This is a genomic window from Skermanella sp. (assembly GCF_059503625.1).
On record NZ_JCACHA010000875.1, the window covers coordinates 1 to 7,994 of the forward strand.

8 protein-coding genes are annotated in these 7,994 nt (G+C 61.9%); 4 read left to right on the plus strand and 4 right to left on the minus strand.

Annotation, left to right across the window (positions count from 1 at the left end):
• The 3 genes from AC5JJ6_RS31820 to AC5JJ6_RS31830 all read right to left on the minus strand — a co-directional run.
• Positions 1–1,306 (minus strand): SLBB domain-containing protein (locus AC5JJ6_RS31820; RefSeq protein ID WP_496045891.1); only part of this gene is annotated, 1,306 nt, incomplete at its 3' end.
• A 46-nt stretch (positions 1,307–1,352) separates the two neighbouring features.
• A complete protein-coding gene (locus tag AC5JJ6_RS31825; protein ID WP_496045892.1) occupies positions 1,353–1,748 on the minus strand; it encodes a hypothetical protein in 396 nt (131 codons plus the stop codon).
• A gap of 5 nt (positions 1,749–1,753) precedes the next feature.
• A complete protein-coding gene (locus tag AC5JJ6_RS31830; protein WP_496045893.1) occupies positions 1,754–2,881 on the minus strand; it encodes a polysaccharide biosynthesis/export family protein in 1,128 nt (375 codons plus the stop codon).
• 982 nt (positions 2,882–3,863) lie between these two features.
• Between AC5JJ6_RS31830 and AC5JJ6_RS31835 the strand changes: the two genes are divergently transcribed.
• Positions 3,864–4,373, plus strand: coding sequence for a MarR family winged helix-turn-helix transcriptional regulator (locus tag AC5JJ6_RS31835; protein WP_496045894.1), 510 nt, complete (start codon positions 3,864–3,866; stop codon positions 4,371–4,373).
• A gap of 129 nt (positions 4,374–4,502) precedes the next feature.
• Here the strand turns inward: AC5JJ6_RS31835 and AC5JJ6_RS31840 are convergent, their stop codons facing one another.
• Positions 4,503–5,798, minus strand: a complete 1,296-nt coding sequence (locus AC5JJ6_RS31840) for a pentapeptide repeat-containing protein (RefSeq protein WP_496045895.1) — start codon at positions 5,796–5,798, stop codon at positions 4,503–4,505.
• Positions 5,799–6,011: 213 nt separating this feature from the next.
• On the opposite strand from AC5JJ6_RS31840, the gene phoU reads away from it, so the two are divergent.
• From phoU to AC5JJ6_RS31855, 3 genes are all read left to right on the plus strand, one after another.
• Positions 6,012–6,728 (plus strand): phosphate signaling complex protein PhoU, encoded by a 717-nt coding sequence (gene phoU, locus AC5JJ6_RS31845; protein ID WP_044436313.1) that lies wholly within the window; start codon positions 6,012–6,014, stop codon positions 6,726–6,728.
• A 155-nt stretch (positions 6,729–6,883) separates the two neighbouring features.
• Complete coding sequence (locus AC5JJ6_RS31850; protein ID WP_496045896.1) at positions 6,884–7,780, plus strand: urease accessory protein UreD; 897 nt, start codon at positions 6,884–6,886, stop codon at positions 7,778–7,780.
• Between the two features lie 69 nt (positions 7,781–7,849).
• A partial coding sequence (locus tag AC5JJ6_RS31855; protein ID WP_496045897.1) for an urease subunit gamma occupies positions 7,850–7,994 on the plus strand: 145 nt, incomplete at its 3' end.

Genomic DNA, 7,994 nt, shown 5'->3' on the forward strand with positions numbered 1-7,994 from the left:
CGGTGACGGTCAGGGAACGCTTGGGAAAATAGATCCTGTCGCCTGCCTCCAGAACCACGTCGAGTTCGGGATGGACGGCCAGCATGGCCGGGTCCGCCTCGACCGTGATCCGGCCTGCCGGCTGTGCCTTGCGCAGTTCATCCGAAGGTTGACGTGCCTGCGCCATCTGCGCTGCCGGCGGCGGGTCGGGTTTCATCAGAATCATGGCGAGTTCACGGTCCAGGTTGCGGGCGGCGCTGGTAAAGGCTTCCGCCTGCTGGCGACGGGCACTTTCCCGGGTGAAGATGGCGGCGGCCGGATAGGCTTCCTGGGTCAATCCGCCCGCCCGGACGAGCAACGAGGACAAACGCTCGCCCCGAACGACCTCGAAACTCCCGGGCCGCTTGACTTCGCCTTGAGCCAGCACTGCGTAGGCTTCCCTGTCGTTGAAGATCTGATTGACGCGGATGACGTCTCCCGAACCTATTTCGGCGGTCATTCCGTTGGCGGCCTGAAGAGAGACAACGCGCCTCTCGCTCGTGGCCGTCCCCGGAGCGGGCGAAGCATCGGGTGACATCACTTCTATGGAGTCGACATCCGCCTGCGCCGTCATGCCGCCCGCAACCGTCAGCAGCAATTCCAGTCTTACCCGTCCTTCGACCGGATAGTTGCCGGGCTGTCTGACGGCACCATGGATGATGACCGCCTGTTCGGCCATGAGGCTGCGGAGCCCGATGTCCGCGACTGCCGAACCGGCCTCTTCATGAGCCGATGCACGACCGACGGGGGATGTCACGGCCAAGCCCGCCGAGGTCTCGCTTGCGTCTTTCTCCAGTTCGGTCCTTTCCAGTTCCGACCGGCGTTCGGCTTTCATGATCGTGCGGATATCTTCCATGGCGAACAGCCTGATCCGGTCGCCCTCCGCAAGCGGACGGTCCGACACGCCGGAGATGACTTCGTGGGGTGAAAACGCGATCAGGCGCCTGGTCATCCGGCTGTTGTCCTGCCGTTCGATGACGCCGAAAAACGGATAGAGGCCGGCGAGATTCTGGGTGCCGTCGCCCAGTGCCTGACGCAGCGTTCCGGCTCCCGCAAGCGGTCGCATTCCGGGAAAACGGACATGGCCTCCAAGTTCGAACAAGGGAGTGTTCGCATCGACGATGTCGCCGCGCCTGGCCCCTTGCTGGTCGGTCTTCCGTTTAGGCGCTCCGGCGCCGTCGACCACCGACAGCCGTTCTCCGCTCCCGCCGGCACTGCGCGCCAAGTCCGCTATGTCGGCCTGTCCGGCGACGGGATACAAGCCCGGGCGGGCGACACCGCTGCGCATCAGGACCGAGTGCTTGAGTGCGAAGGTCAGCAGGTCCGGGTGCTCGTCAAAGACGCGGGGGGCAGGGCGCCGGCATGGCGAGCAGCTCGGAAGCCGCCCTTGCCAATGGGCTTCCCGCCAGGACTCCCGCCCGGTCGGCGGCGATCCCGCGAGCCAGCACCGCCACCCCCGCGCAGTTGTTTTGCGTCCCTGCCGATCCTTTGCCCCGTGCGCGCAGAAGCCCGACGACCGCCGTGGAAGACAGGAATGCGACGTCCCTGGAACTGAGCACTATAAGAGTGTCGTCGTCGTTCAGCATCGCGTCGGTGCGGCCATCGATCACCGCCTGGAGATCGACCGGGACCATCACTCGCGCCAGTGTCGCCGGGTCGGTCGTCCCGAGGATCGCGAACGGCAGGTATGGCTCCGGCAGCAGGTCGGCCCCTTCCAGCAGGCCTCCCAAGGTCTCTACCTCGGACAGGGCGCGAGGACCGGGTGTCGGATATGGCCTGCGATCGCGACACTGCCGACGCGCATATCGTGAGCCGGTGATACGAGCAACAGGTCGCCGTCCGCGAGAGCCCAGCCGCCGGCTATCGTCGCGCCGTCCCCGGCATCGGACTCGACCGGCTTTTCGGCTCCTTCGTCGGAGATCGTGAACAGGACTATCCTGGCCGGCCCGGGCAGAACCGGTCCACCCGCCAAAGCCAAGGCACTCTCCCGCCGGAACGGATGTCCGTCGGCCGGCAGTTCGAAAATCGCAGGGCGCTTAACCTGACCCGCGACTGCAATGGTCGGCCCTATCGGCGGAACGACGATCCGGTCGCCGTCCCGCAGTGCCGGGTCTGCGCCGTCGTTACCTTGGAGCAGACCGTAGAAATCGATGGAACTCGCCGAACCGGCGCGGACAAGCCTGATGTCGCGCAGGCTGCCGAGCTTGTCGACGCCGCCCGCCGCCACCAGTGCATCGAACACCGTCGCGGATCCGGCAACCTCGTGGCGGCCGGGACGGGCGACGGCGCCCGTTACGAGTATGCCCATCCGCCGCATCCCATCCAGCGACACGAAAGCTTCGTGTCCCGACAGGGTGATTTCGACCTCCCGCTCGATCTGCCGGCGCAAATCTCCGAGCGTGAGGCCCGCCGCCGTCAGCGGGCGCAACTGGTCAACGATGACGTCGCCGTTGCTGTTGACCGTATAGCGGCGGTTGCTGTCGTGCTTGCCGCCATGGATCGTAACCCTGACCTCGTCGCCCGGCCCGAGCAGGTAGTCGCTCTGCGCGGTCCCGAACGCAGGAGGTGTCGCATGCGCTGCGGCAGCGAAGGCATCGTAGCCGTACAGCCTCATGGATTGTCCGGCACGCCGGCTGAAGGCGATTTCCAGCGCGTTGCCTTGCCTGGAGTGATCGCTTTCGACGATCACGTCCCCAGGCTTTCCGCTTCCAGGCAGGCCAAGGGCCTGCTGGCTGTCGTCAGGCAGCATCTTTTCGGGCGTATGGCGACGTTTGTCGGCTCCTTCCGCGATGCCGATAAGGCATAGCAAGGCAAGCGCCTGGATCGTCATCCGGACGGTAAATCTGCGCGTGGCAGCGAGCATAGTCTTTCAGTCATTAGTTCGGGTGCAAAGGAAAAAGTTATTCAATTATCCGAACGGAGGCAGGATTACATGCATCGGAATGCAAAAACAACCACTATCGATTTGGATGCGCGGTTGATGAGTTGGTGAACTGTTCAGGAATCTCGAGGCTGGCGCGCGAGGCTAGCCTGCGACATTTTCTCCCGATTGCCCGATTATGCAGCTGTGAAGATCTCCATCTGTGGACGGTTCACCTGCCGGCCTGTTTGAAACCTTAAAGTTGCAGCCAGGCGCGATGGTCCTGCCAAGCTTGATTGACTGAGGTGAGTAGAGCGTTTCAGGATTTTGGTAAGTGGATTTTGCTTTCTTAGAATGATATTCAGTTATGTAAGTAGTAATCACGTTAATGAATTCTCAGATGTTTTTGATCTGTTAGATCTAAAAATACTTTACCGTTGGATGTCCTGCGGCTGATCAATAATCGATAGCTGGATTTTTCCCTCGCAGGGTGATTTTTGCTGCGACCTGATGGGGGCATGCTGATTTCCGTCCACGCCATGCGATCGGCAGAATCGTTCATTCCGCTCTAGGCGAAGGTTTCCGAATGCGTGCGGCAGCTATGCTCCATGCAGCTAAATGCCTGCTTTGCTTCCTGCAATTAATAGAGAGTTTACAGTCTCGGTCTAGGGTCCTTTGCGGTGCCGCAATAAACAGAAGTGGTGCTGCCGCTATATCCGAAATGGTCAATTGGTTTGATATCTAATTATTTGCCCACCAAGTATCGCCAGGCAGGGCTTCGAGACTACAGAGAAGAAAAATTTGTTCCAGGGCCGATGATCCTTCTAAACTGTACCGAAGCGCTGCATAATAAGAGCCATTGATATCGTCGTTGAAATAAAAGTAGAAAGGGGCGGGGAGTACTAGGCGTGTGACAATCACACCAGAGACAAATGTTAACCGCGCCGCGACAGGTACGCCGCCACAGACTAGAGAGAATGACTAAATGCCAGAAAGGTTACCAAGTATTGGACGCAAGGTTTTCTTCGCGTCCGAAAGGTCACTTGGCCAAGCCATTCCCCCGTCCGACGACAGCGTTGGATATGTGGTTCGCGATGTCCATCGCGCGTTCTCGCGCTCTCTCCAGGCGAAGATCGCCGCCCATGGCGTAAGCATGGGACAGTGGTTTTTTCTTCGAGCATTGTGGGACGAAGACGGTCTGACCCAACGCGAACTCAGTCAGCGTGTCGGCATGATGGAGCCGACGACTGTTACGGCCTTGAACAGCATGGAGCGTCGTGGTCTCGTCGAGCGCGTGCGCAATCCGCATGATCGCCGCAAGGTAAACATCTACCTGACTCCCAAGGGACGCAGTCTCCGGGAAGTGCTGCTGCCCTGCGCCGCCGAGGTGAGCGATCTCGCGACACGCGGCATCGAGCCCGCCGATCTGGCTTTGGCGATCGATCTTCTTCATCGCATGATCATCAATCTGGGCGACAGCAGCGACTCACTCTAAATCCCGTTCATTCGTAGCGGGCAAAGTTCGACATCAGGCGTGCATCGACGCGGCGGGTCAAATCCCTGGCAATGCAGGGACTGACTTCGTTGACACCGGATCTGTCGCGTCCGCGATTTGCCCGTCTCTTCAATCGTCGTCATCCACCCGCGCCGGCAAGACGGCACCTTCCAGTTTGGCACCCTCCATATTGACGCCTTTGATATTGGCATCGATCAGGATGGCGTCCGTCAGATCGGCGTAGCTGAGGTCGGCTTCCGACAGATTCGCGCCTCGGAGATTGGTCCGCACCAGACTGGCGCCGATCAGCTTGGTCCCGCTGAGATTGGCGGGCCACATCCTTCCGGTCGCTTTGCCGGCCGGACCCTTTATATCGACCGAGCCCAGTTCCGCACCATCGAGCCGTGCTCCGCTGAGATCGCTGCCGCGAAAATTCGTGCCATCCAAAGTTGAATTGCTCAGGTTGCACTCTCGCAAGTCTGACAGCGACAGATCGGACATGACCATAAGCGACTCCGAAACATTGGCTCCTACCAGTTTGATGCCCTTCAGATTGGCACCCGACAGGTTGACGCCGCTGAGATCGATATGGGCGAGATCCTCTCCCTGAAGGTCGGCGCGCTGGCCTGACGATCCGTTGCTGTTGATCCAGTTGAAGTGGCTCTCGAGGCTGCGCTGGATCTTCAGCGAGAAATTCTCCGCCGATCGGGCGATGTTCGCGCCGGTGCAGTCGGCTCCGGACAGATCGACGCCGTCGAGCTTGGCCCCCAGCAGATCGGCGTTCTTCAGGATGGCGCCCGCCAGTATCGCTCCGGCAAGGTTGCAGTCCCGAAGGATGGCCCCCGATAGGTTGGCACCCGACAGGTTCACGCCTTTCAGATCGGCCTTGGAGAGGTTGGCGTTCTTGATGTTGGAACCGCTCAGGTTGACACCCGTCATGATGGCGCCCTGGCAATCCGCTCCCGACATGCTCACTTCCGACATGTCGGCGCCCGACAGGTTGGCGCGGGCCAGCAGAGCATCGTCGAAATTGGCTCCGGTCAAATCGGACTTCAGGACGCTTGTGCCGGAGGAGCGGCGGTCGAGCAGCGCACCGCCGCGCAGGTCCGCCTCCCGCAGGATCGCCCCTTTCAGGCGGGCGCCCCGCATATGGGCGCCGCGCAGGTCGGCCCGGTACAGGTTGCAGCCCGACATGTCGGCCTTCGTCATATGGGCGGCGAACAGGTCCGAATAGCTGAGGTTTGCGTTGGTCATGTCGCAGCCGGTCAGGATGGCGCCCGACAGCTTGCAGGATTCCAGGGTGGAGCCGGCCAGATGCATTCCCTGCAAGTCGACCATCGCCAGGTTGGCGCGAATGCCGCCGGGTTTCTTGGCGAGCCAGCGCTCATGCTTGTCGAGGATGGCAACCAGCTCGTGCGGCGTCATGAAGAGCCCTGTCCAGAATTCGAGAAGTGCGTAATAAGCGGTTTCACTGCGTAGGGCCGTGCAGGTAGATATCTACGTCAAGCGCTTGCCAGTATAGAAACTGACGCATAGCGGTTAATATCGTGTTGCCGGCTGGTTGGCCCGGCACCCGGAAAAGGGATCGGCGTCGCTGAATTTCCGCCGGGATTGAATTTGCTTATGAGGAAGCGGAACATGCCGTCAGGACACACGGTGGTCGCATTCGATGCCGAACTCGCCACTCTCCACAGAAAGATCGCCGAAATGGGCGGTCTGGCCGAAGAGCAGCTGATTCGCGCCATGGAGGCTCTGGTCGCCCGCGACGAGAACCTCGCCACCAGCATCATCGCTCGCGATGTCGATCTGGACAGGAACGAAGCGGAAATCGAGGCGCTGGTCGTTCGTGTCCTGGCACTCCGCCAGCCCATGGCCAAGGACCTTCGGGAAGTCATCTCGGCGCTCAAGATCAGCACCAACCTGGAACGGGTCGGCGATTTCTCCAGCAACTGCGCCAAACGCGTCATGGCCCTGACCCAGGTTCCACCCACGGGGCCAATGAAGTCCCTGAACCGCATGGGCAAGACGGCGGCCACCATGGTGCATGACGTGGTCAAGGCCTATGTCGACGAGGATTACGACCTCGCAATGGCCGTGCGGGCACGCGATGCGGAGGTGGACGCCGTCTATACCAGCCTGTTCCGCGAGCTGCTGACCTACATGATGGAGTCGCCGCAGCAAATCACCGCCTGTACCCACCTGATGTTCATCGCGAAGAACATCGAGCGGATCGGCGACCACGCCACGAACATCGCGGAAACCGTATGTTTCCTGGTCAAGGGCCAGATTCCGGATGTCGAGCGGCTGAAGGAGGACATGAGCAGCTTCACGGTGGTCTCGCCGCGCGACCAGTGACCGCCAGGTAGTACGCCCATGCGGACACGCGCGGGCGTTCAACCGGATATGCGGGATATCCTTTCACCATGCCGCCTGCCGCGTTATCATGCCGCGACAAGAGCTTGGCAGGGATGACACAGGATGACCTTTACTGACGTTTCGCGCCTTTGACGATGGCGCCGGATATCCCGCTGTCCTTCGCCGGCACCGCTTCACCCGATACCACCTCCTCCGACACTTCCCCCCGTCTCACCATCCACGGCAACGCCGAGATCGCCTTCGAACGACGTGATGGCGCTACCCGGCTCGTCCGCCTGTTCCATCACGATCCGCTGCGGGTCCTGTTCCCGAACCCGCGCACCGGCGACGTCGCACTGGCAACCCTGGTCACGACGTCGGGCGGTCTGGTCGGCGGCGACCGGCTCGACATAACGGCGTCGGTCGGCGCCGGCGCCTGGGCCATGGTCACCACCCAGGCGGCCGAGAAGGTCTACCGGTCCAACGGCCCGGACGTCGTCGTTTCCACCGATCTCAGGGCCGGCGACGGCGCCTGGATGGAGTGGCTGCCGCAGGAAGCCATCCTGTTCGACGGTGCGCGCCTGCGCCGGACGACCTCGCTCGATGTCGCGGGCGAGGGGCGGGCATTGGCCGGCGAGCTGCTCGTGTTCGGCCGGACGGCGCATGGCGAGAGGTTCACCTATGGGCTGGCGCGGGATGCCTGGGAAGTCCGGCGCGACGGGCGGCTGGCCTGGGCGGACGCTCTCCATCTGGACGGCGATATCGCTGAGATACTCGATCACCCCGCTTGTTTCGGCGGAGCGGCCGCCTATGGCACGATCCTGTATGCAGCCCCCGACGCGGACCGGCACCTGGATGCCGCGCGCTCCCTGCTGGAAGCGGTGTCCTCCGGCATCAGGGCGGCGGCGACCTGTTTCGACGGCCTTTTGGTGATCAGGTGGATCGGCGCTCCCGCCCATCATCTCCGGCGCGATTATGCGCGTTTCTGGTCGGCATTCCGGTCCCATGCCGCCGGGCTGCCGGCTCGGCTGCCCCGGCTTTGGGACGTATGACATCGCAGCCATCGGGCATATGATAGTGCTTGCTCGTATCCAACGAATATCTGACGCAGGGACGGAACCATGAACCTTTCACCGCGCGAGAAGGACAAGCTGCTGGTCGCAATGGCGGCGATGGTCGCGCGGCGCCGGCTGGAGCGGGGCGTCAAGCTCAACTATCCGGAAGCCATCGCGCTCATCACCGACTTCGTGGTCGAGGGTGCGCGGG